General features: G+C 69.8%; 16 protein-coding genes and 1 tRNA gene. 13 read left to right on the forward strand and 4 right to left on the reverse strand.

Going from position 1 to position 20,615, the window contains the following annotated elements; genetic code table 11:
- Window positions 1–19: 19 nt before the first annotated feature.
- A complete protein-coding gene (locus tag ABZ911_RS05640; protein ID WP_358052225.1) occupies window positions 20–637 on the forward strand; it encodes a hypothetical protein in 618 nt (205 codons plus the stop codon).
- Window positions 638–656: 19 nt separating this feature from the next.
- Window positions 657–1,172, forward strand: coding sequence for a DinB family protein (locus ABZ911_RS05645; RefSeq protein ID WP_358052226.1), 516 nt, complete (start codon window positions 657–659; stop codon window positions 1,170–1,172).
- On the opposite strand, the gene ABZ911_RS05650 is transcribed toward ABZ911_RS05645, so the two are convergent.
- The gene (locus tag ABZ911_RS05650; protein ID WP_358052228.1) at window positions 1,159–2,703 is read right to left on the reverse strand and encodes a bis-aminopropyl spermidine synthase family protein; all 1,545 of its coding nucleotides are present in this window, start codon (window positions 2,701–2,703) and stop codon (window positions 1,159–1,161) included. The two genes, ABZ911_RS05645 and ABZ911_RS05650, sit on opposite strands and share 14 nt — an antisense overlap.
- A 203-nt stretch (window positions 2,704–2,906) precedes the next feature.
- On the opposite strand from ABZ911_RS05650, the gene gltB reads away from it, so the two are divergent.
- The 5 genes from gltB to pyk all read left to right on the forward strand — a co-directional run bounded on the left by gltB (window position 2,907) and on the right by pyk (window position 12,628).
- On the forward strand, window positions 2,907–7,415 hold the full coding sequence (gltB, locus tag ABZ911_RS05655) for a glutamate synthase large subunit (protein WP_358052230.1): 4,509 nt from the start codon (window positions 2,907–2,909) through the stop codon (window positions 7,413–7,415).
- 13 nt (window positions 7,416–7,428) lie between these two features.
- On the forward strand, window positions 7,429–8,910 hold the full coding sequence (locus tag ABZ911_RS05660; RefSeq protein ID WP_358052231.1) for a glutamate synthase subunit beta: 1,482 nt from the start codon (window positions 7,429–7,431) through the stop codon (window positions 8,908–8,910).
- Between the two features lie 197 nt (window positions 8,911–9,107).
- On the forward strand, window positions 9,108–10,739 hold the full coding sequence (locus tag ABZ911_RS05665) for a S8 family serine peptidase (protein WP_358052233.1): 1,632 nt from the start codon (window positions 9,108–9,110) through the stop codon (window positions 10,737–10,739).
- 16 nt (window positions 10,740–10,755) lie between these two features.
- A complete protein-coding gene (locus tag ABZ911_RS05670) occupies window positions 10,756–11,130 on the forward strand; it encodes a DUF2784 domain-containing protein (RefSeq protein ID WP_358052235.1) in 375 nt (124 codons plus the stop codon).
- Window positions 11,131–11,197: 67 nt separating this feature from the next.
- Window positions 11,198–12,628 (forward strand): pyruvate kinase, encoded by a 1,431-nt coding sequence (gene pyk, locus ABZ911_RS05675; protein WP_358052237.1) that lies wholly within the window; start codon window positions 11,198–11,200, stop codon window positions 12,626–12,628.
- A gap of 53 nt (window positions 12,629–12,681) precedes the next feature.
- Here the strand turns inward: pyk and dapD are convergent, their stop codons facing one another.
- The gene (gene dapD / locus ABZ911_RS05680) at window positions 12,682–13,647 is read right to left on the reverse strand and encodes a 2,3,4,5-tetrahydropyridine-2,6-dicarboxylate N-succinyltransferase (RefSeq protein WP_358052239.1); all 966 of its coding nucleotides are present in this window, start codon (window positions 13,645–13,647) and stop codon (window positions 12,682–12,684) included.
- A 90-nt stretch (window positions 13,648–13,737) separates the two neighbouring features.
- A tRNA-Leu gene (locus ABZ911_RS05685) sits at window positions 13,738–13,821 on the reverse strand.
- Between the two features lie 110 nt (window positions 13,822–13,931).
- Here ABZ911_RS05685 and ABZ911_RS05690 point away from each other — a divergent pair.
- From ABZ911_RS05690 to ABZ911_RS05715, 6 genes are all read left to right on the forward strand, one after another.
- Window positions 13,932–14,513, forward strand: a complete 582-nt coding sequence (locus ABZ911_RS05690) for a response regulator (protein WP_358052241.1) — start codon at window positions 13,932–13,934, stop codon at window positions 14,511–14,513.
- Between the two features lie 349 nt (window positions 14,514–14,862).
- A complete protein-coding gene (locus ABZ911_RS05695) occupies window positions 14,863–16,071 on the forward strand; it encodes a branched-chain amino acid ABC transporter substrate-binding protein (RefSeq protein ID WP_358052242.1) in 1,209 nt (402 codons plus the stop codon).
- Between the two features lie 109 nt (window positions 16,072–16,180).
- Entirely contained in the window at window positions 16,181–17,164 is a 984-nt protein-coding gene (locus ABZ911_RS05700; RefSeq protein WP_358052244.1) for a branched-chain amino acid ABC transporter permease, read from the forward strand.
- A complete protein-coding gene (locus ABZ911_RS05705; protein WP_358052246.1) occupies window positions 17,161–18,303 on the forward strand; it encodes a branched-chain amino acid ABC transporter permease in 1,143 nt (380 codons plus the stop codon). Before ABZ911_RS05700 ends, ABZ911_RS05705 begins: the two co-directional genes overlap by 4 nt.
- A 32-nt stretch (window positions 18,304–18,335) precedes the next feature.
- The gene (locus ABZ911_RS05710; protein ID WP_358052429.1) at window positions 18,336–19,076 is read left to right on the forward strand and encodes an ABC transporter ATP-binding protein; all 741 of its coding nucleotides are present in this window, start codon (window positions 18,336–18,338) and stop codon (window positions 19,074–19,076) included.
- Entirely contained in the window at window positions 19,066–19,779 is a 714-nt protein-coding gene (locus tag ABZ911_RS05715; RefSeq protein WP_358052248.1) for an ABC transporter ATP-binding protein, read from the forward strand. Before ABZ911_RS05710 ends, ABZ911_RS05715 begins: the two co-directional genes overlap by 11 nt.
- 58 nt (window positions 19,780–19,837) lie before the next feature.
- Here the strand turns inward: ABZ911_RS05715 and ABZ911_RS05720 are convergent, their stop codons facing one another.
- Complete coding sequence (locus ABZ911_RS05720) at window positions 19,838–20,410, reverse strand: DUF4352 domain-containing protein (RefSeq protein ID WP_358052250.1); 573 nt, start codon at window positions 20,408–20,410, stop codon at window positions 19,838–19,840.
- Window positions 20,411–20,615: the final 205 nt, after the last annotated feature.

Genomic DNA, 20,615 nt, shown 5'->3' on the forward strand with positions numbered 1-20,615 from the left:
GCGTCTAAGCTCGTTGTCCATGTCCCGCCGCATCACCATCGCGCTCCTGGCCGTCCTGCTGGTCGCCGCGTCGGCCGCCGCCGTGTGGTGGTGGACCAGGGCCGAGGAGCCGCGGGCCGCGAGCTTCTCCGGTGTGCCCACCTCGGTCGTCTACGCGCCCATCGACTCGCGCCGGAGCGACGCCGCGCCGCTCACCCTCGGCGAGGTGTTCGGCCCGGGGACCGAACGGCTGGCCGCCGGGCCCGCCGCCCTGGTCCGCGACGCGCCCGCCGAGGAGCTGGCCGACTGCGGCGAGGTGCTGTGGGGCGCCCCCGCCGACGGCTGTACGCAGGTCATGCGCGCCGCCTACACCAGTGAGGACGGCAACATCGCCGGGCAGTTCCTGATCTTCAACCTGGCCGACGGCCGGGCCGCCGACGCGCTGGTGGCCGCCCTCGCCAAGGACGCGTTCGTCCGCCAGGCCGCCTCCTTCGACCCCGCCCGCAGCCGCGCGCAGGCGCGCGCGCTCGGCCACTACGTCACGGTGAGCTGGATCGGCCCCGTCCCCGGCCGCGCGGCCACCGACCTGGCCCGCCCGCAGATCGCCCTGGACACCCTCGGCGCGGTCGTGCAGAACCGCGTGCTGAGGGCCGGCTGAGAGACGGCATGATGGTGCGATGACCTGGACCGCACCCGATGTCACCCGCGTCGGCGGGCCGCTGGCGGGGGACGAGCGCCCCATGCTGGTCGCGCTGCTCGCCTGGCACCGTTCGACCCTGCTGCTCAAGTGCGCCGGGCTGACCGGCGAGCAGCTCGCCGAGCGCCCGGCCGCCCCGTCGACGATGTCGCTGCTCGGCCTGATCCGTCACCTGACCGAGGTGGAGCGCACCTGGTTCCGCCGCCGCCTCGCGGGCGAGGAGATCGGCCGCGTCTACCCGGACGGCGACCGCAGGGACGTCGACTTCGACGACACCGACCCCGGCCAGGCTGAGGCCGACTACGCCCGCCTGGTCGAGGAGTGGAGGCGGTGCGACGCGGTCGCCGCCGCGGCCTCCCTCGACGACGTCTTCGACCTCAGGGGCGAGGACTTCTCGCTGCGCATGATCTACCTGCACCTGATCGGGGAGTACGCCCGGCACAACGGGCACGCCGACCTGCTGCGCGAGCGCGTCGACGGGGTCACCGGGGCCTGAGCGCCGCCACCGTGGCCGCCACCGCCTCGGGCAGCGCGGCCAGGCGGTGCAGCGGGGCCTCCAGCGGGGTGATCGACTCCGACCAGGGGGCCTCCTGCCTGATCAGGGTCCTGGCGTCGTTCTTGGTGAGCTCGGCGCCGCTGCTCCGGGCGGCGGCGATGAGGCCCTCGCGCCAGGTGTTGGCCAGTTTGCCGTGGGCGTTGTCGAGGATCCTGCGCACCACGCGGTCGCTGTCGGCGGCGGGCTGCGGGAGCCGTACCGCTTGGAGGGTTTGGGCGTCGAGGGTGAGCTGGTAGACGGGGGAGAGGATGTCGGCCAGGGGGCGCAGGTCGAGTAGGGGGTCGGGCAGGGAGACCGTGATGTGGGCGGCGCGGGTGGCGAGCAGGAGGCGGGGGAGGGCGGCTTCCATGCCGCCGGGCAGGGCGAGTGCGACGCGTTGCGGGGCGGAGGCGTGCGGCTTGGCTAGCCAGGTGGCCAGCCGGGTCCTCGGGGCGGGCAGTTCCTTGGGCCAGTCGCCCACCAGCAGGTCGGGGGTGAAGCCGGTGGGCAGGGCGGCGACCTGGGCGGCCGCGGACTCGACGGACTGCGGGCCCTGGGTGTAGATCGCGGTGCCGTAGCCGTCGATCCTGGCGGCGACGGCGGGTCTGGTCTTGCCGGTGGGGCGCAGGATGTAGAGGTCGGCGGCCGAGCCGATCGCCTCGGCACCGAAATAGCGGTTGAAATCTGGGTAGATCGCCTCATACGCAAGATTTAGGTCGGAGAGGGCGTTCTGCACCTTGAGCGCGAGCACCGGCATGTGCTCGCCCGCGCCGTACGCCAGCAGCACCCGGCCCTCGTCGATCAGCCCCTCCACCGCGCGGGCCACGAACAGCCCGACCCCCTCCGGCGTGTACGGCGGGTCGGTGACGGCCAGATCGTGCTCACGGGCCGAAGCGGGCAACCCCAGCCGCAGGTCCGCCCAGCGGGTCCGGACGCCGAGCTCCTGGGCGTCGATGTAGGCCAGGATGCGCTCGTCGACGTCCACCACGCACACGTCCACCTCGGGATGGACCAGCTTGACCGCCAGCGAGGTCAGATCGTGGTCGCCGACGCAGAGCAGGCGCGAGCCCGGCAGCCAGAACCGGGCGCCGAGCAGCAGCGCCCTGCGCAGGACCGTCTCCGGCGTGGCCGCGACGTGGTCGAGCACGTGCCGCCCGCGCGGCGCCTCCGCGATCAGCGTCCCGAGCCGGTCGAGGACCTTGCCGTAGTGGGGGAGCAGATGCTCCACGGGGTCGGCCGGACCGGGGCCGAGCGCCAGCAGGTCCTGGTAGTCGGGGGAGTGCTCCGGCGGCACCCGGAACCGCTCGCCCGAGTGCTCCAGCCGTACCGTGCGCAGCAGCGCCTCGATCGCCCGCCGTGACGTCGCGCACTCGCGCACCAGCTCGCCCAGGGTCCGCCACCGGTTGTCGCACAGCAGCGTCAGGGCGTGGCGCAGGCGCCGGCTGTCCGCCCCCGAGGCGGCCAGCAGTTTCTCGAGATCGTCGCGGTCCATGGAGTCACTCTAACGGCCTGCCGGTATCGGGCTTTGGGACATGGACGTCCGTATCCCGGAACGACTCCCAATGTTCGCGATGTGGACCTGGTGGGCACCATTCCGGCATGGTGGGGTAACCTCTATCCACCGCACAGCAGCAGGGCCAACGTCGTCCCCGCCTGCAGGTAACTCACGCAGACGAAGACGACGGGAGGGATTCAATGCCTGCTGCCCACCTCGGGTTCCCCGAGCCTCAGGGCCTCTACCACCCCGCCCACGAGCACGACGCCTGCGGCGTCGCGATGGTCGCGGACGTCGCAGGGCGACGCGGCCACGAGATCGTGGTGAAGGCCTTGACCGCTCTATGCAATCTCGACCACCGGGGGGCCAAGGGTAGCGAGCCGGACACCGGTGACGGAGCCGGGATCCTGACGCAGATCCCCGATGGTTTCCTCCGCGCGAACGTGGAGTTCGCGCTGCCCGCCCCAGGCTCCTACGCCGTGGGCACGGCCTTCATGCCCAGCGACCCCGAGGCGCGCGAGATCGGCGTGCGCATGATCGAGGAGATCGCCGCCGAGGAGGGCCTGACCGTGCTCGGCTGGCGCGACGTGCCCGTCGACGCCGCGCACGCCGGGCCCAGCGCCCGCGTGGTCATGCCGTTCTTCCGGCAGCTCTTCGTCAGCTCCCCGGGCGGGGAGTCCGGCCTGCAACTCGACCGGCTGGCCTTCTGCCTGCGCAAGCGCGCCGAGCACGAGGTCGACGTCTACTTCCCCTCGCTGTCCAGCCGCACGCTCGTCTACAAGGGCATGCTCACCCCGCTGCAGGTCGAGCCGTTCTTCCCCGACCTGTCCGACGAGCGCTACGACACCGCCATCGCGCTGGTGCACTCGCGCTTCTCCACCAACACCTTCCCGTCCTGGCCGCTGGCCCACCCGTACCGCTACATCGCGCACAACGGGGAGATCAACACGGTCAAGGGCAACCGCAACTGGATGCGGGCGCGCGAGGCGATGCTGGAGTCCCCGGCGCTGCCCGGCGACCTGGCGCGGCTGTTCCCGATCTGCGACCCCGACGGCTCCGACACCGCCTCCTTCGACGAGACGCTGGAACTGCTGCACCTGACCGGCAGGTCGCTGCCGCACGCGGTGCTGATGATGATCCCCGAGGCGTGGGAGAACCACACCGAGATGGACCCCGCGCGGCGGGCGTTCTACGAGTTCCACTCCTCGATGATGGAGGCGTGGGACGGCCCCGCCTCGATCACCTTCACCGACGGCACCCTGGCCGGCGCGGTACTCGACCGCAACGGCCTGCGCCCCGGCCGGTTCTGGGTGACCGCCGACGGGCTGGTCGTGCTGGCCTCCGAGGCCGGCGTGCTGGACTTCGAGCCCGAGCAGGTGATCCGCAAGGGCCGCCTGCAGCCGGGCCGGATGTTCCTCATCGACACCGCCCGCGGCAAGATCATCGAAGATGACGAGATCAAGGCCGAGCTCGCGGCGGCGCTGCCGTACGAGGACTGGCTGCACGCCGGGCTGGTGCGGTTCGAGGAGCTGCCCGCGCGCTCGCGGGAGATCCCGACCCACGAGGCGCTGGTCAAGCGGCAGCAGACCTTCGGCTACACCGAGGAAGAGCTGCGGATCATCCTGTCGCCGATGGCGCGGGCCGGCATCGAGCCGATCGGCTCGATGGGCACCGACACGCCCGTCGCGGTGCTCAGCGAGAAGCCCAGGCTGTTGTTCGACTACTTCAGCCAGCTCTTCGCCCAGGTCACCAACCCGCCGCTGGACGCCATCCGGGAGGAACTGGTCACCTCGCTGGCCAGCACCCTCGGCCCCGAGGGCAACCTGCTGGACCCGGGACCGGCCTCCTGCCGGCAGCTCGTCCTGCCGTACCCGGTGATCGACAACGACGAGCTCGCGAAGATCATCCACATCAACGACGAGGGCGCCCTGCCGGGCTTCCACCCGTACGTCGTCTCGGGCCTCTACCAGGTCTCCGGCGGCGGCGAGGCGCTGCGGCACCGGCTGGAGGAGATCTGCGCCGAGGTGTCCGAGGCGATCGCCGGCGGCGCGCGGATCATCGTGCTGTCGGACCGCGGCTCCTCCCCGGCGCTCGCGCCGATCCCGTCGCTGATGCTGACCGGCGCGGTGCACCACCACCTCATCCAGGAGAAGACCCGCACCAAGATCGGCCTGGTCGTCGAGACCGGCGAGGCCCGTGAGTGCCACCACATGGCCCTGCTCATCGGGTACGGCGCCGGCGCGGTCAACCCCTACCTGGCCATCGAGTCCGTCGAGGACCTGGTCGACACCGGGGCGCTCCGCCTCGACAAGCGCAAGGCCGTGCGCAACCTGATCAAGGCGTACGGCAAGGGCGTCATCAAGGTCATGTCCAAGATGGGCGTGTCCACCGTCGCCTCCTACACCGGCGCGCAGATCTTCGAGGCCCTCGGCCTCGGCTCCGAGGTCATCGACGCCTGCTTCACCGGCACCACCTCCCGCCTCGGCGGCGTCGGCTTCGACGTGCTCGCCAAGGAGGCGGCGCTGCGCCACGGTCACGCCTACCCGCGCGCGGAGAACGCCCACCGGCGCCTCCAGGTCGGCGGCGAGTACCAGTGGCGGCGTGAGGGCGAGCCGCACCTGTTCAACCCCGAGACGGTCTTCAAGCTGCAGCACGCCACCCGCGGCCGCCGCTACGAGATCTTCAAGGAGTACACGGACCTGGTCGACTCGCAGGCCGAGCGGCTGATGACGCTGCGCGGGCTGTTCCGGTTCAAGAGCGAGCGGCTCCCGGTGCCGATCGAGGAGGTCGAGCCGGTCAGCGAGATCGTCAAGCGCTTCTCCACCGGCGCGATGTCCTACGGCTCCATCTCGATGGAGGCGCACGAGACCCTCGCCATCGCGATGAACCGGCTCGGCGGCAAGTCCAACACCGGCGAGGGCGGCGAGGACCCGGCCCGCCTGTACGACGCGACCCGCCGCTCGGCGATCAAGCAGGTGGCCTCCGGCCGCTTCGGCGTCACGTCGGAGTACCTGGTCAACGCCGACGACCTGCAGATCAAGATGGCCCAGGGCGCCAAGCCCGGCGAGGGCGGCCAACTGCCCGGCCACAAGGTGTACCCGTGGATCGCCAAGACTCGGCACTCCACGCCCGGCGTCGGCCTCATCTCGCCGCCGCCGCACCACGACATCTACTCCATCGAGGACCTGGCCCAGCTCATCCACGACCTGAAGAACGCCAACCCGCGCTCGCGGGTGCACGTGAAGCTGGTCGCGGAGGTCGGCGTCGGCACGGTGGCGGCGGGCGTCTCCAAGGCGCACGCCGACGTGGTGCTCATCTCCGGCCACGACGGCGGCACCGGCGCCTCGCCGCTCACCTCGCTCAAGCACGCCGGCGCCCCCTGGGAGCTCGGCCTGGCCGAGACCCAGCAGACGCTGCTGCTGAACGGCCTGCGCGACCGCATCGTGGTCCAGGTCGACGGCCAGCTCAAGACCGGCCGCGACGTGATCATCGCGGCCCTCCTCGGCGCCGAGGAGTACGGCTTCGCCACCGCCCCGCTGGTGGTCTCCGGCTGCGTGATGATGCGCGTCTGCCACCTGGACACCTGCCCGGTCGGCGTCGCCACGCAGAACCCCGAGCTGCGCGGGCGCTTCACCGGCAAGCCCGAGTTCGTGGTCACCTTCTTCGAGTACATCGCCGAGGAGATCCGCGAATACCTCGCCCAGCTGGGCTTCCGCTCGCTGGACGAGGCGATCGGCCAGGTCGGGCTGCTGGACGTGTCGGCCGCCGAGAACCACTGGAAGGCGAGCGGCCTGGACCTGGCGCCGATCCTGCACCAGCCGTCCCTGCCCGCGGGCACAGCGCTGCGCCGGGTCGTCGAGCAGGACCACGGCCTGGAGCACGCGCTCGACAACACGCTGATCGCGCTCGCCGAGGGCGCCATCGAGTACGGCGAGCCGGTCACCCTCGACCTGCCCATCCGCAACGTCAACCGGACCGTCGGCACCATGCTCGGCCACCACGTCACCCGCAAGTGGGGCGGGCAGGGGCTGCCGGACAACACCATCGACGTGTCGTTCACCGGCTCGGCGGGCAACTCCTTCGGAGCGTTCCTGCCCCGCGGGATCACGCTGCGGCTGACCGGCGACGCCAACGACTACCTCGGCAAGGGCCTGTCCGGCGGGCGCGTCACACTGCGTCCGCACGAGGCCGCGCCGCTGGACGGCGACATCATCGCCGGCAACGTCGCCCTCTACGGCGCGACCTCCGGTGAGGCGTTCATCCGGGGCGTGGTGGGCGAGCGGTTCTGCGTCCGCAACTCCGGCGCCACCGCGGTCGTCGAGGGTGTGGGCGACCACGGCTGCGAGTACATGACCGGCGGCCGGGTCGTGGTGCTCGGCGAGACCGGGCGCAACTTCGCGGCCGGCATGTCCGGCGGCATCGCCTACCTGCTCGACCCGCGTCCCGAACGGGTCAACCGGGAGATGGTGGCCATCGAGGAGCTCGCCGAGGACGACGCGGAGTTCCTGCACGAGACGGTCGAGAAGCACTTCGCGGAGACCGGCTCACCGGTCGCCAAGTCGCTGCTGGCCGACTGGGAGACCGCGCTCGCCCGGTTCGCCAAGATCATGCCGACCGACTACAAGCGGGTGATGCGGGCCGCCGAGGCCGCCCGCATCGAGGGACGCGACATCGACGAGGCCGTCATGACGGCCGCGGTCCAGGGATAAGGGGGGTACACCGATGGCTGACCCGAAGGGTTTCCTCACGCACGGGCGCGAGCTGCCGGCCCGCCGCCCCGTGGACGTCCGCATCCGCGACTGGCGGGAGGTCTACGAGGACTTCCCCAAGCCCGCCCTCACCAAGCAGGCCGCGCGGTGCATGGACTGCGGCATCCCGTTCTGCCACAACGGGTGCCCGCTCGGGAACCTCGTCCCCGAGTGGAACGATCTCGTCTACCGCGACGACTGGCGCGAGGCGCTCGAACGGCTGCACGCGACCAACAACTTCCCGGAGTTCACCGGGCGGTTGTGCCCCGCGCCGTGCGAGGCGGCGTGCGTGCTCGGCATCAACGCCGACCCCGTGGCGATCAAGCGGGTCGAGGTCGAGATCATCGACCGCGGCTTCGCGGAGGGCTGGGTCGTCCCGCAGCCGCCCGCGGTCCGGACGGGCAAGCAGGTCGCGGTCGTCGGCTCGGGCCCCGCGGGCCTGGCCGCCGCCCAGCAGCTCACCCGGGCCGGGCACGAGGTGGTGGTCTTCGAGCGCGCCGACCGGATCGGCGGGCTGCTGCGCTACGGCATCCCCGAGTTCAAGATGGAGAAGCGGCACATCGACCGGCGCCTGGCCCAGATGCGGGCCGAGGGCACCGAGTTCAGGGTCGGCGTCAACGCCGGGGTGGACGTCACCGCGGCCGAGCTGCGCGCCCGCTTCGACGCGGTCGTGCTGGCCGGCGGCGCCACCCGGTGGCGTGACCTGGCGATCGCCGGGCGCGAGCTCAAGGGCGTCCACCAGGCGATGGAGTACCTCCCTCCGGCGAACAAGGTCCAGGAGGGCGACTACCCCGTCTCGCCGATCTCGGCCGAGGGCAGGCACGTGGTGGTCATCGGCGGCGGTGACACCGGCGCCGACTGCATCGGCACGGCCATCCGCCAGGGCGCGGCCTCGGTGACCCAGCTGGAGATCATGCCGCAGCCGCCCGCCGCGCGGCCCGGCTCGCAGCCGTGGCCGACCTTCCCCCTCCTGTTCAAGACGGAGAGCGCGCACGAGGAGCTCGCCGACGGCGGCGGCGCGCGGGTGTACGCGGTCTCGACGACCGAGTTCGTCGGGGACGAGGCGGGCAACCTGCGCGCGCTGCGCCTGGTCGACGTGGAGGGGCCCGCCCAGGGCTTCAGGCCGATCCCTGGGACCGAGCGGGAGATCCCCGCCGACCTCGTCACGCTGTCGATGGGCTTCGTCGGGCCGGAGCAGGGGGCGCTGCTGCGGGATCTGGCGGCGCTGGCCGGTGACGGCTTCTACGACGGCCGGGGCAACGTGGCCCGCGACAAGACGTACATGTCCGGTGTGGAGGGCGTGTTCGTGGCGGGGGACATGGGGCGGGGGCAGTCGCTCATCGTGTGGGCGATCGCGGAGGGCCGGGCCTGCGCGTCCGGGGTCGACCGCTTCCTGTCCGGGGGTGACACGGCGCTGCCGTACCCGATCCTGCCGACGGCCCGGCCGCTGGTCTGATCGTCCGCCGACGACGCGCACGCCCCGCGAGCCGGGGCGTGCGCGTCGCTTTCGCAGGCCAGGGGTACGTTCTCAGCCGCTTTCGCCATCCACGGCATGAAATGTCGTCTCATAACATGAAGAAGTTTGCGTTGGGGGATAGCTGTCGAGAAGATGCTCGTCTGGTGTGATCAAGGGCGGGGTGGATGGGGGTGGGCATGCGGAGGTTCAGCGGTGGCCTGACGGCTCTGGGTCTGGTGGGCGCGCTCGCCGCGTGCGCCCCCGCGGCGGCGCAGGGGCCCCAGCGTGACTACCTCGTCTTCTACGCCGACGGGGGGCAGGGCAGGGCGGTCGACGCCATCCGGGCGGGCGGCGGTTCGGCCGTCGCCACCGAGGAGCGGCTCGGGTACGTGTTGGCCAGGGCCGACGACGGCTTCGTCGACCGGCTCGGCGACAGCGACGCGATCGTGGGCGTCTCCACCGACCGCAGGATCGGCTCCACCGCCGCGGCCGGGCATGGCCGTACCGCGTCAGGAGTGGCCGTCGGCCGTACCGCGCCCGATGTGAACTCGACCGTCGCCAAGGGAGAGCCGCTCGCCAAGCGGCAGTGGGACATGCGGATGATCGGCGCGGACCGCGCCAACCGCACCACGCCGGGCAGCCGGAAGGTGCTGGTCGGCGTCATCGACACCGGCATCGACGGCAAGCACCCCGACATCGCGCCCAACTTCAACCGCGAGCTCAGCCGCAACTTCGTCACCGACAAGCCGAAGGACCCCAACGGGGAGACCGTCGACGGCCCCTGCGAGTACAAGGGCTGCAAGGACCCGGTCGACGTCGACGACGACGGGCACGGCACACACGTCGCCAGCACCATCGCCTCGCCGCTGAACGGCAAGGGCATCGCGGGCGTCGCCCCCGGCGTGCAGCTCGTCAACCTGCGCGCGGGCCAGGACTCGGGTCTGTTCTTCCTCAAGCCCAGCCTCGACGCGCTCACCTACGCCGCCGACATCGGCGTGGACGTGGTCAACATGAGCTACTACGTCGACCCGTGGCTGTTCAACTGCGCGAACGCCAAGGGCGACAGCAAGCGTGAGCGCCTGGAGCAGCGCGGCGTGATCACCGGCATGCAGCGCGCCCTCGACTACGCCCGCGGCAAGGGCGTCACGCTGATCTCCGCGCTCGGCAACGGCTCCCTCGACCTGGGCAAGCCGCGCGCCGACGCCAGCAGCCCCAACTACCCGCAGGGCGGCGAGCGGTCCCGGAAGGTCGACAACTCCTGCCTCAACGTCCCGGCCGAGTCCAAGGGCGTCATCTCCGTCTCCTCGGTCGGGCCGTCGGGCGGCAAGGCCCGCTACTCCGACTACGGCATCGAGCAGGCCGACCTGGCCGCGCCCGGTGGCGACATGACCGACGGCGGCGGCCTGTCGCCCACCCGGTCGATCCTCGCCGCGGCGCCCGAGGCCGTGCTGCGCCGCGAAGGCAAGATCGGCAAGTCCGGCGCCCCCACCACCACCGAGGTGGTGCGCGACTGCACCGGCGGCACCTGCGCCTACTACCAGTACCTCGACGGCACCTCCATGGCCGCCCCGCACGCCACCGGCGTCGCCGCGCTCCTGATCAGCCGCTTCGGCAAGCCTGGCAAGGGCGGGCTGCACCTGGCGCCGAAGACCGTGGAGAGCATGCTGTACGCCAGCGCCACGAGGAAGGCCTGCCCGAGCCCGCGCGCACACGCCTACAAGGGGTTCGGCGAGACGCAGACGCACACCTGCGAGGGATCCGCATCGAAGAACGGCTTCTACGGCCGCGGCGTCGTGGACGCGTGGAACGCCGTGACGATCAAGAAGTGAGGCGTACCGTCGAAGCATGACGTATCGCCTCCTCGCGGACAGCGTGATGGTGGTGCACTTCCTGTTCCTGGCCTACATGGCCGTGGGCGGCTTCCTGGCCTGGCGATGGCCGCGCACCATCTGGGCGCACCTGGGCGTCGCCGCCTGGGGCGTCGCCTCCGTCCTCACCGGCCTGGAGTGCCCGCTGACCGTCGTCGAGGACTGGGCCAGGCAGAACGCGGGCATGGCCGGGCTGCCCGTGAGCGGCTTCATCGACTACTACATCGAAGGCGTGATCTACCCGGAGGAGCACACGAATCTGGCCCGCCTCGGCGTCGCCCTGCTCGTGCTGGTCTCCTGGGTGGGATACCTTCGTAGGCGTCGTTCGCTACCTGCCGTTCACCGCCGCTAGCCGATTGTCACCGGGATTTCCCCACAGCGTGACTGCCAAGTGGTCTGTACCAATTAAGGTAGGACTCGTGACTCGTCGCGCAAAAATCGTCTGCACTCTCGGCCCTGCCACCTCGTCCCCCGAACGCCTTCGCGAGCTGATCTCCGCGGGCATGGACGTGGCCCGGTTCAACCTCAGCCATGGCACTCATGAGCTGCACAAAGAGGTCTACGACCGGGTCAGGGAGGTGGCGGCCGACCTGGGCCGCGGCGTAGGCGTGCTCTGCGACCTGCAGGGCCCCAAGATCCGCGTCGGCACCTTCGCGGAGGGCCCGGTCCGCCTCGGCTTCGGCGACGTCTTCACCATCACCACCGAGAACGTGCCGGGAGACCGCGAGCAGGTCTCCACGACGTACCAGGGCCTGCCCGGCGACGTGCGGCCCGGCGACACCGTGCTCATCGACGACGGCCGCGTCGTCCTCGAGGTCACCCGCGTCGACGGCCAGCGCGTCTCCACCCGGGTCGTCATCGGCGGCATGATCTCCGACAACAAGGGCCTCAACCTGCCCGGCGTCAACGTCAGCGCCCCCGCTCTCACCGACAAGGACGAGGCCGACCTGCGCTGGGCGCTGCGCATCGGCTTCGACATGATCGCGCTGTCGTTCGTCCGGCGCCCCTCGGACGCCGACGTGGTCCGCAACATCATGGAGCAGGAGGCCGTCCGCCTCCCGCTGCTCGCCAAGATCGAGAAGCCGCAGGCCGTCGAACGGCTCCCGGAGATCGTCGAGGCGTTCGACGGCATCATGGTCGCCCGCGGCGACCTCGGGGTGGAGCTGCCGCTGGAGGAGGTGCCGATCGTCCAGCGCCGCATCATCGAGCTGTGCCGGGAGAAGGCCCGCCCGGTCATCGTCGCCACCCAGATGCTCGACTCGATGATGAACGCGCCGCGCCCCACCCGCGCCGAGGCCTCCGACGTCGCCTACGCCGTCATGGACGGCGCCGACGCGGTCATGCTGTCCGGCGAGACCTCGGTCGGCGACTACCCGATCGAGTCCGTCGCCACCATGGACCGCATCGCCTGCGCCGCCGAGAAGTCCTCGCTGCACGCCACCCACACCCTGGAGCGGATGCCCGAGACCACCGGCGGCGCCATCGCCCGCGCCGCCGCCGAGGTGGGCGCCATCGTCGGGGCCAAGGCGCTGATCGCCTTCACCATGTCGGGCGAGACCGCGCGCCGCCTGGCCCGCTACCGGTCCCCGATCCCGCTGCTGGCCTTCACCTCCGCGCCGCACGTGCGCGGCCAGCTCTCGCTCACCTGGGGCGTCGAGACCTTCCACGTGCCGTTCGTGCACCACACCGACGACATGGTCCGCCAGGTGGAGTCGGCGCTGCTGTCGCTCGGCCGCCTGGAGAAGGGCGACAAGGTCGTCATCGTGGCCGGTTCCCCTCCCGGCACCCCCGGCTCCACCAACGCCCTGCGCGTCCACACGATCGGCTCCGCAGTCTCCCACGCCTCCTGAACGCGCCGTGGAATGTGGGTACGGCTATCGCCACGCGGTAGCCGTACCGTCGGTCAGTCGTTGGCGTGCAGGGCGGCGTTGAGCTCGATGCCCGTGCCCTTGCGCGCGACCGCCTCCACCGCGCCCGTGGTCGAGTTGCGGCGCAGCAGCAGGCCGTTCGCGCCGGACAGCTCCCTGGCCTTGACCACGCGGCCGTCGGGCAGCGTCAGCTTCGTGCCCGCCGTGACGTACAGGCCGGCCTCCACCACGCAGTCGTCGCCCAGTGAGATCCCCACGCCGGCGTTCGCGCCCAGCAGGCAGCGCTCGCCGATCGAGATGACCTCCTTGCCGCCGCCCGACAGGGTGCCCATGATCGAGGAGCCGCCGCCCACGTCGGAACCGTCGCCGACCAGGACACCGGCCGAGATCCGGCCCTCCACCATGGACGCGCCGAGCGTGCCCGCGTTGAAGTTCACGAAGCCCTCGTGCATCACGGTGGTGCCGCTGGCCAGGTGCGCGCCCAGCCGTACCCGGTCGGCGTCGGCGATCCGCACGCCCGGCGGCAGCACGTAGTCGACCATCCGGGGGAACTTGTCCACCCCGTACACCGTCACCGCGCCCTTGGCCCGCAGCCTGCTCCGCGTCGACTCGAAGCCCTCGACCTGGCACGGGCCGTGGTTGGTCCACACCGCGTTCGTCAGCAGGCCGAACAGGCCGTCCAGGTTCAGGCCGTGCGGGCGGACCAGGCGGGCCGAGAGCAGGTGCAGCCTGAGGTAGGCGTCGTGGGCGTCCACCGGCGGCTCGGACAGTTTGGCGATGCCGGTGCGCACCGCCACCAGCTCCACCCCGCGCGCCGGGTCCGGGCCGACGAGCGCGGCCAGTTCGCCCGCCTCCTCGGCGGACACCCGCTCGGTGCCCGCGGTCGGCGGGTCGCCGAGCTCGGGGGCGGGGAACCAGGTGTCGAGAACGGTACCGTCGGCGGCGATGGTGGCCAGGCCCACGCCGTGGGCTCCGGTGGTGGCGGGATCGATAGCAGTCACAGGCCCAAAATACCGGTCTCCGCCGGAGGCACCGCCTCGCGGCGCGGTGGCGCTCCGGAGGACGGGGCTGGGAGGCCAGGTGTAGCGAGGTGCCGGAAGCGGGACTCGAACCCGCACGCCCTCTCAGGCGGGCGCTTTTGAGGCGCCTATGTCTGCCTATTCCATCATTCCGGCAAGAAACCCGGATATGTCCGGTTTCCTGACGCCGGAGCCCGCCCATGAAGTCGATCATTAGGGGCTACCGGCGTGGATCTAATGTAGCGGACCTCGGTACTCTTCTGCTCGTGAGTACGCAGCGGCGAGTAGTGATCGCGGAAGACGAGGCCCTGATCCGCCTCGACCTCAAGGAGATGCTCCAGGAGGACGGCTACATCGTCGTCGGAGAGGCCGGCGACGGTGAGACCGCGATTCGGCTCGCCACGGATCTCCGCCCCGACCTGGTGATCCTGGACGTCAAGATGCCCGTTCTGGACGGCATCTCCGCGGCTGAGCGGATCGTCGCCGACCGGATAGCCCCGTGTCTGATCCTCACCGCCTTCTCCCAGCGCGACCTGGTGGAGCGGGCCCGTGAGGCGGGTGCGATGGCCTACCTGGTCAAGCCGTTCACCAAGGCCGACCTGGTGCCCGCGATCGAGATGGCGGTCAGCAGGCACGAGGAGATGGTCGCGCTGGCCGCCGAGGTGTCCAGCCTGTCGGGCCGCCTGGAGACCAGGAAGCTCGTCGAGCGGGCCAAGGGCCTGCTCATGACCCAGCACGGCTGGAGCGAGCCGCAGGCCTTCCGCTGGATCCAGAAGGCCTCGATGGACCGCAGGCTCAGTATGCGCGAGGTCGCCCAGATCGTCGTCGACGACGCCACCAAGGCCTGAACGGGTAACGGGCGGCATATCCCGCCCCATCCGTCTCAATATCCGATACGGCGATCGCGCAAGTGTCCCCTGACCGGCTGGAATTGCGGCGCTCTGGAACGCGCCAAAGGCGCTCCTCTGTCCAGCGTTGGTTTCGTGTCGCGGAACCTTTCCTTAGCCCCGCTGACCTTCGCATTGTCGGCGGTAGCCGAAAAGGATCGGTGTAATAACGAAACAGTAACGACAGTGTGCTCTGTACCAACCCGTGACATCTCCTGGCTGTACTTGCCGTCAACACCCCCCCGGTCAACTCAAGGGGTATGGCTCTGTGAATCCGATCCTGACTGGATCGGATGAAAGGAAGGCAACCTTGCGGCCCAGGATTGCTCGCTTCGGTGGCGCGCTCGCCGTTGGCACGGCACTGACCCTTGGTCTCGCCGCCTGCGGTGGCGGTTCGGACACGCCCAAGCAGGACGCGACCGGAGGGGGAGACGCAGCGGCTCCCGCCTCCATCACCGTCGGCTTCGTGGGGGACCTGGCTGGTGACAACGCCGCCATCGTGATTCCGCCGAGGAACGGCGCCCAGCTCGCCTTTGACGAGTACAACGCGAAGAACCCCAAGGTAAAGATCGAGTTCAAGGCCTACGACTCCAAGGGCGACGCGAGCACCGCGGCCAACCTGGTGAAGACGGCCATCCAGAATGACAAGATCTCCGCTCTGATCGGCCCGGCCTTCTCCGGCGAGTCCCAGCAGGTCCAGCCGATTCTGGAAGAGGCGAAGATCCCCAGCGTCTCCCCGTCGGCCACCCGCACCGACCTCGCGTCCAAGGGCGCGAAGTACTGGCACCGGATCGTCGCCAACGACGACGTCCAGGGTCCGGGTGCGGCCGAGTTCGCCGGTCGCGCGATCACGGCGAAGAAGGTCTTCGTCATCGACGACAAGAGCGCCTACGGCCAGGGCCTGGCCCAGGCGGTCGCCAAGACCATGGGCGAGAAGGGCGCGGAGGTCCAGGCCGACTCGTTCGAGGCGACCGAGACCGACTTCTCCGCCGCGGTGAACAAGGCGGCGGCCTTCAAGCCGGACTTCGTGTTCTTCGGCGGCTACTATGCCCAGGGCGGCCCGCTGCTCAAGCAGCTCCGCGACAAGGGCGTGACCGGCCGCTTCATGTCCGGTGACGGCTCGCTGCACACCAAGTTCATCGAGGGCGCCGGCGCTCAGCAGGCCGAGGGCACGCTGTTCTCCTGCCCCTGCAAGATCGCCTACGCGTTCGCCGCGAAGGACGAGAAGGCCAAGACCTTCACCGAGACCTTCAAGACGAAGTTCCAGGGCCAGCTCCCTGAGATCTACGCCACCGAGGGTTACGACGCGGCGTCGACGATCATCAAGGCCGTCGAGGCCGGGAACACCACGCCCGAGAAGATCAACGAGTTCATCGCGACGGCTGACTTCGAGGGGCTTGGCAAGCACGTCAAGTACAACCCGAACGGTGAGATCGCCGACACGAACGTCTACATCTACCAGGTGAAGAACGGGACCGTTGAGGCCGTTGGCAACTCCAAGGACGCCACGCTCGGCTAGGCATCGGCCCTCGGCCGACTCGTGAAGCGAAGGGGCGAGGGTGCTGCGGCGCCCCGCCCCTTTTCGCTTGGCTGACCTGTTCGCCTCGCTGCTCCCGAAAGCAATCACCGTGACTGAACAATTCAACAATCTGATCGCTCAGTTCTGGCCCACTACAGTGGACGGCGTCGTCAAAGGTGCGATCTACGCTCTGATCGCCCTGGGCTACACGATGGTCTACGGCGTTCTGCGACTCATCAACTTCGCTCACTCAGAGATCTTCATGACCGGCTCCATCGGCGCGCTGGTCGTGGTCACCACGCTGGTCGCCCCGACCGCCGGTCCCGTGACCGGGCTGGGCCTGGTCGGACTGCTGTTGCTGATGGCGGTCGTCTCGATGGCCGCTTCGGGCGGCATGGCGGTCCTGCTCGAGCAGATCGCCTACCGGCCGCTGCGCAAGCACGGCTCCTCCCGGCTGGCCGCGCTCATCTCCGCGATCGGCGCCTCGCTGTTCCTCATGGAGTTCTTCGCCCTGGTCGTCATCCCCTGGCTGTTCGACCGCGGCGGACAGGGCCGCAACCAGATCGCGATGGCCCGCTTCCTCGAACGCGAGGAGGTTTTCACCATCTTCGGCGCGTCGGTGTCCAACAACGACCTGCTGATCCTCGCGGCCGCCCTGCTGATGATGTTCCTGCTGGACCAGCTGGTGAACCGTACCAAGATCGGCCGCGGTATCCGGGCGACCGCCATGGACCCGCAGACCGCGGTGCTGATGGGCGTGAACATCGACCGGATCGTCCGCATCACCTTCCTGGTGGGCGGCGCGATGGCCGGCATCGCGGGCATGCTGTTCCTGCTCAAGTACGAGAACACGCGCTACAACATCGGGTTCATCCTGGGAATCAAGGCGTTCACCGCGGCGGTTCTGGGCGGCATCGGCAATATCCGGGGCGCCCTGGTCGGCGGGTTCGTGCTCGGCCTCGTGGAGAACTACGGCGGCGCGTTCTTCGGCGGCCAGTGGCTGAACGTGGTCGCCTTCGTCGTGCTCGTTCTCGTCCTCATGTTCCGTCCCACCGGGATTCTCGGTGAATCAATCCAGCAGGCGCGCGCATGAACGACTCCATCAAGAACGGGAAGAACTCAGTGTCCTCCTTCTTCGACGGCGTCAGGGATCGCTGGGCCAACGCCCCGACCTGGCAGCGCTACACGGTCTACGTGCTGTTGTTCGTGTTCGCCCTGTCCCTGCCCACGCTGCCCCTCGGGCCGATCATGTCGCCGCACGTCGACTGGCCGAGCCTGCTGTTCTTCCCGATCGGCGTCTACGTCCTGCTGGCGCTCGGCCTCAACATCGTGGTCGGCCAGGCGGGCCTGCTCGACCTCGGTTTCGTCGCCTTCTACGCCATCGGCGCCTACCACCTGGCCTACCTCGGCACGACGTTCGACTGGAACTTCTGGGTGATCGTGCCGATCGCGATCCTGATGGCCGCGGTCTCGGGCGTCGTGCTCGGCGCTCCCACGCTGCGCCTGCGCGGCGACTATCTGGCGATCGTGACGCTGGGCTTCGGTGAGATCGTCCGCATCACCGCGATGAACACCGAGGCGATCGGCGGCACCAACGGCATCCCCGGCATCCCGCACCCGCCCAACATCGAAGAGGGCCCCGTCCTGTTCGGGGTGGAGATCTTCAAGTACGGCCTGCTCGACTCCGCGCCGTACTACTACCTCCTGGTGGTGCTCTGCGCCCTCGTGATCATCCTGGCCCGCCGCTGGGAGCGCAGCCGGGTCGGCCGCGCCTGGTCGGCGATCAGGGAGGACGAGGACGCCGCCGAGGTGATGGGCGTGCCGACGTTCAAGTTCAAGCTGCTGGCCTTCGCCATCGGCGCGGCCATCGGCGGCGCGACCGGCGTGTTCTGGGCGGGCAAGGTCGTCTCCATCGTCCCGCAGGACTTCCCCTTCATCCTGTCGGCCACCATCCTGGCGGCCGTGGTGCTCGGCGGGTCGGGCAACATCCCCGGCGTCATGCTGGGCGCGTTCCTGGTGGCCTGGCTGCCCGAGCGCTTCCGAGGGCTGGCCGAGTGGCGGTTCATGGCCTTCGGCGCGGTGCTCGTGCTCATGATGATCTTCCGCCCCGAGGGGATCCTGCCCTCCAGGCAACGCAAGGCGGAACTGAAAGAGGGAACAGGCGGAATGGGCAGCATGGGCGCCGAGGTCGGCGGTCCTGACTCCGGTGAGCCTGTGGAGGTGGCCAAGTGAACGACGCCTTGCTCGTGCTCGACAAGGTGACCATGCGGTTCGGCGGCCTGACGGCGTTGAACGAGGTGGAGCTGGGCATCCGCGAGGGCGAGATCTTCGCGCTCATCGGCCCCAACGGCGCCGGCAAGACCACGGTGTTCAACGTGATCACCGGTGTCTACCAGCCCACCACCGGTGAGGTCCGTTTCGCCGGCGAACGGATCGACGGGCGCAAGCGCTTCCGGATCACCAAGTCGGGCATCGCCCGTACGTTCCAGAACATCAGGCTCTTCCACAACATGTCGGCGCTGGAGAACGTGATGGTGGGCGCCGACGCGCACCACCGCACGGGCCTGCTCAGCGCCGGCCTGGGGCTGCCGCTGCACCGCAGGGAGGAGCGCGAGGGCCGCGCCCTGGCGATGGAGCTGCTGGACTTCGTCGGCATCGCCAGGAGCGCCGAGGAGACCGCCAAGAATCTCCCGTACGGTGACCAGCGCCGTCTGGAGATCGCCCGAGCCCTGGCGACCAAGCCGAAACTGCTGCTGCTCGACGAGCCGGCCGCGGGCATGAACCCGGCGGAGAAGGTGGCGCTGCAGCAGCTCATCCGCAAGATCAGGGATTCCGGCATCACGGTCCTGCTCATCGAGCACGACATGAGCCTGGTCATGGGCATCAGCGACCGGATCGCGGTGATCGACTTCGGTCAGAAGATCGCCGAAGGTCTGCCGGCCGAGGTGCAGAGCAACCCGAAGGTCATCGAGGCGTACTTGGGAGCTCCCGCCGATGCTTCTTGAGATCAAGGACGTGCACGTCCACTACGGCAAGATCGAGGCGCTCAAGGGCATCTCCCTGGAGGTCGACGAGGGTGAGATCGTCTCGCTGATCGGCGCCAACGGCGCCGGCAAGACGACCACACTGCGGATGATCTCCGGCATCCGGAGCGTGACCTCGGGCAGCGTCGTCTTCGAGGGCAAGGACATCACCCGCCTGGCCGGGCACAAACGGGTCATCGCGGGCATCGGCCAGTCCCCTGAGGGGCGCGGCTGCTTCCCCGGCATGACCGTCCACGAGAATCTGCTCATGGGCGCCTATACCCGCAAGGACGACCTGGCCAAGGACCTCGACGAGGTCTACGAGCTGTTCCCGCGCCTGGCCGAGCGCAGGACGCAGGCGACCGGCACCATGTCCGGCGGCGAGCAGCAGATGGTCGCCATCGGGCGGGCCCTGATGACCAAGCCCAAGATGCTGCTGCTGGACGAGCCCTCGATGGGGCTGGCGCCGATGCTGATCGCGCAGATCTTCTCGATCATCCAGGAGATCAACAGGCGCGGCACGACGGTGCTGCTGATCGAGCAGAACGCCCAGCAGGCGCTGCAGATCTCCAACCGGGCCTACGTGCTGGAGACCGGCTCCATCACCAAGACGGCCCCGGCGTCGCAGCTGCTGAACGATCCCGACGTCCAGAAGGCGTATCTGGGCGGGGACCTGACGCACTGAGCGGAACGGTACGGCGGGTCCGCGCGGCCCGCCGTACCGGCTCGTGAGGCCCTCCTCGCTACTGCGAGGAGGGCGGCAGCGGGACGTCCACCTGCTTCACGCCGGTCTCGATGCCCGCCACCAGCGTGGTGGTCTTGGCGACGAAGCGCATCGCCTTCGGCTTGGCCTCGACCGGCACGTCGTAGAGCAGGTCCATCTCCAGCAGGACGCCCGAGCCGAGGGTGACGCTCATGCCCTGCCGCTTGATGCTCATCGCGTCGATGTTCGGCTTGTACGTGCGCCCGTCGGTGGTGATCAGGAGCTGCTCGCCCGCCTTGAAGTCCTGGACGTCGCGGTCGACGTTGTTGACCTGAACCCGCACCCTGATGAACTGGCCGCCCTTGGCCTCGTACTCGGCGTGCGTCCCGACCAGGTACGGCATGCCGGTGCGGATCGCCATCGCGGTCACCTCCAGCATGCCCACCTTCACCGGCTTGTTGTTCAGCGGCTTCTCGAACACCCTGACGTGCCTGGCCGGCAGCTCGTACGTCGGCGTGGGGGTGACGGCGGGCGTGGGTTTCCCGCCGTCGCCGTCGCCGCCGCACGCGGTGAGGGCGGCGGCGGCGCAGAGGACGAGGAGGATGCGGCGCACGACAGACACGCTACGAGGTACGCGGCGCCGGCAACAGACATGATCGGGAATCGCCGCATACCCAATGACAACCTTGGCTTGAACTGGGGGTTGTATGCCGAATGTCGTTGTTCGATTGTCACCCTTTGGTGACTAGTGTTGTGGTTCTGGCCACCCACGATGGCCAGCACTAGCAGCACGCGCGCAAGGAGGACAAAGTGGGCAA

This window comes from Nonomuraea sp. NPDC046570, assembly GCF_040645915.1.
Taxonomy (GTDB): Bacteria; Actinomycetota; Actinomycetes; order Streptosporangiales; family Streptosporangiaceae; genus Nonomuraea.

Excerpts from the sequence above, each read along its gene's own strand:
- ABZ911_RS05640 (WP_358052225.1), top strand. The coding sequence starts at position 20 with ATGTCCCGCCGCATCACCATCGCGCTCCTGGCCGTCCTGCTGGTCGCC.
- ABZ911_RS05645 (WP_358052226.1), top strand. The coding sequence starts at position 657 with ATGACCTGGACCGCACCCGATGTCACCCGCGTCGGCGGGCCGCTGGCG.
- ABZ911_RS05650 (WP_358052228.1), bottom strand. The coding sequence starts at position 2,703 with ATGGACCGCGACGATCTCGAGAAACTGCTGGCCGCCTCGGGGGCGGAC.
- gltB (WP_358052230.1), top strand. The coding sequence starts at position 2,907 with ATGCCTGCTGCCCACCTCGGGTTCCCCGAGCCTCAGGGCCTCTACCAC.
- ABZ911_RS05660 (WP_358052231.1), top strand. The coding sequence starts at position 7,429 with ATGGCTGACCCGAAGGGTTTCCTCACGCACGGGCGCGAGCTGCCGGCC.
- ABZ911_RS05665 (WP_358052233.1), top strand. The coding sequence starts at position 9,108 with ATGCGGAGGTTCAGCGGTGGCCTGACGGCTCTGGGTCTGGTGGGCGCG.
- ABZ911_RS05670 (WP_358052235.1), top strand. The coding sequence starts at position 10,756 with ATGACGTATCGCCTCCTCGCGGACAGCGTGATGGTGGTGCACTTCCTG.
- ABZ911_RS05705 (WP_358052246.1), top strand. The coding sequence starts at position 17,161 with ATGAACGACTCCATCAAGAACGGGAAGAACTCAGTGTCCTCCTTCTTC.
- ABZ911_RS05710 (WP_358052429.1), top strand. The coding sequence starts at position 18,336 with ATGCGGTTCGGCGGCCTGACGGCGTTGAACGAGGTGGAGCTGGGCATC.
- ABZ911_RS05715 (WP_358052248.1), top strand. The coding sequence starts at position 19,066 with ATGCTTCTTGAGATCAAGGACGTGCACGTCCACTACGGCAAGATCGAG.